The organism is Paenibacillus sp. SAFN-117, from assembly GCF_051966115.1.
In the GTDB taxonomy this organism is placed as follows: domain Bacteria; phylum Bacillota; class Bacilli; order Paenibacillales; family NBRC-103111; genus Paenibacillus_L; species Paenibacillus_L residui.
On record NZ_JBQCLK010000030.1, the window covers coordinates 81310 to 82571 of the forward strand.

Annotated in this window: 1 protein-coding gene; it reads left to right on the forward strand. The window is 41.8% G+C overall.

The annotated features are described in order from the left end of the window. Positions 1-423: 423 nt before the first annotated feature. Positions 424-1098 (forward strand): hypothetical protein, encoded by a 675-nt coding sequence (locus tag ACTHRH_RS18740; RefSeq protein WP_379288499.1) that lies wholly within the window; start codon positions 424-426, stop codon positions 1096-1098. The last annotated feature ends 164 nt before the right edge of the window (positions 1099-1262 follow it).

Genomic DNA, 1262 nt, shown 5'->3' on the forward strand with positions numbered 1-1262 from the left:
TCATGAGTCCCGTTTCCTTTTCCACTTTATTTTTACTCGCTCATGAGCCACACTACCCTTTTCCCGCTTTAACTTTTCCCACCTATGAGCTACCTTCCCTGCTTTAATGGTTCATGAGTCCCGTTCCCTTTTTCCACTTTATTTTACTCGCCCATGAGCCACACTACCTTTTTCCCGCTTTAACTTTTCCCACCTAGTGAGCCACTTTTTCCACGTTACCTTTTTCCCGCCAATGAACCTGTGGTAATCGTCGGTAAAAATTACTATTAAATTTTACCGTAATACTAAATCAAAAAACTGAATAAGCTATTCTTCCGATTCCATTGTATACATGATAATATAGAGTTATAAAGTGACGAAGAACGTCCCTATTCATCTCTTGATGGATTAGGGGCGTTTTATTTTTTTGGAGGAGGGATTTATTTGGAGTTTAAAGAGAAGCATGCAGAATGGTTGAATGATCATTTGCAAAGAAGATCAGGTGAGAGAAGAGGAAGGCTGGAACGAGGACATAGTCACGGGGAAATTAAATTTTTGCAAAATGTATGGTGGCCGCTCCATGGGAATTTTGACCATCTTCATCCTGAATATGAAGTTCCTGATTGGCGGGGCAGACCCTTTTTCATTGACTTTGCTTGGCTCCCCGGACATATCAAAATTGCGTTCGAAGTAAAAGGATTCGGGCCTCATATCCAAAACATGGACCGTAAACGGTACTGCGATGAATTGAACCGGGAGACATTTCTACAAGGTCTGGGGTTTCGTGTGGTATCCATTCCTTATGACGACGTGGAATCACGTCCCGAATTAACGAGAAGCTTGCTAAGAATACTATTAAATCGCTATATGTTAAGTGAGAAAGAAGCCGAACGCTCCCTTTTTATAGAAAGAGACGTGTTGCTTCTGGCCTTTCAACTTCGACGGCCCATTCGACCGATCGATGTGGTGAAAAAGTTTCAAGTAAATCAAAGGACTGCTGTGCGGCTTTTGCGTACTCTTTGCTCCAAGAACAAGCTTCGTCCTATTCCAGGCAAGGTAAGTTCCAAAGTCTATCGATATGAGTTAATTCGTAGTTTTTCCGACGATTTCTTATGGTAATTGGAACTTATTACGTTCGTACATGCGAGAAATCTATAATGGGAGACAACCGTTTACGTGCAAATCTGCAGGCCGTTTGGGGAAGAGGGGTAGCGTCAAGAAGTTTGTGTAAGCTGGTAGGGTTATCCATCGGGACGATGGATAAGAAATATTTTTTATGTTTA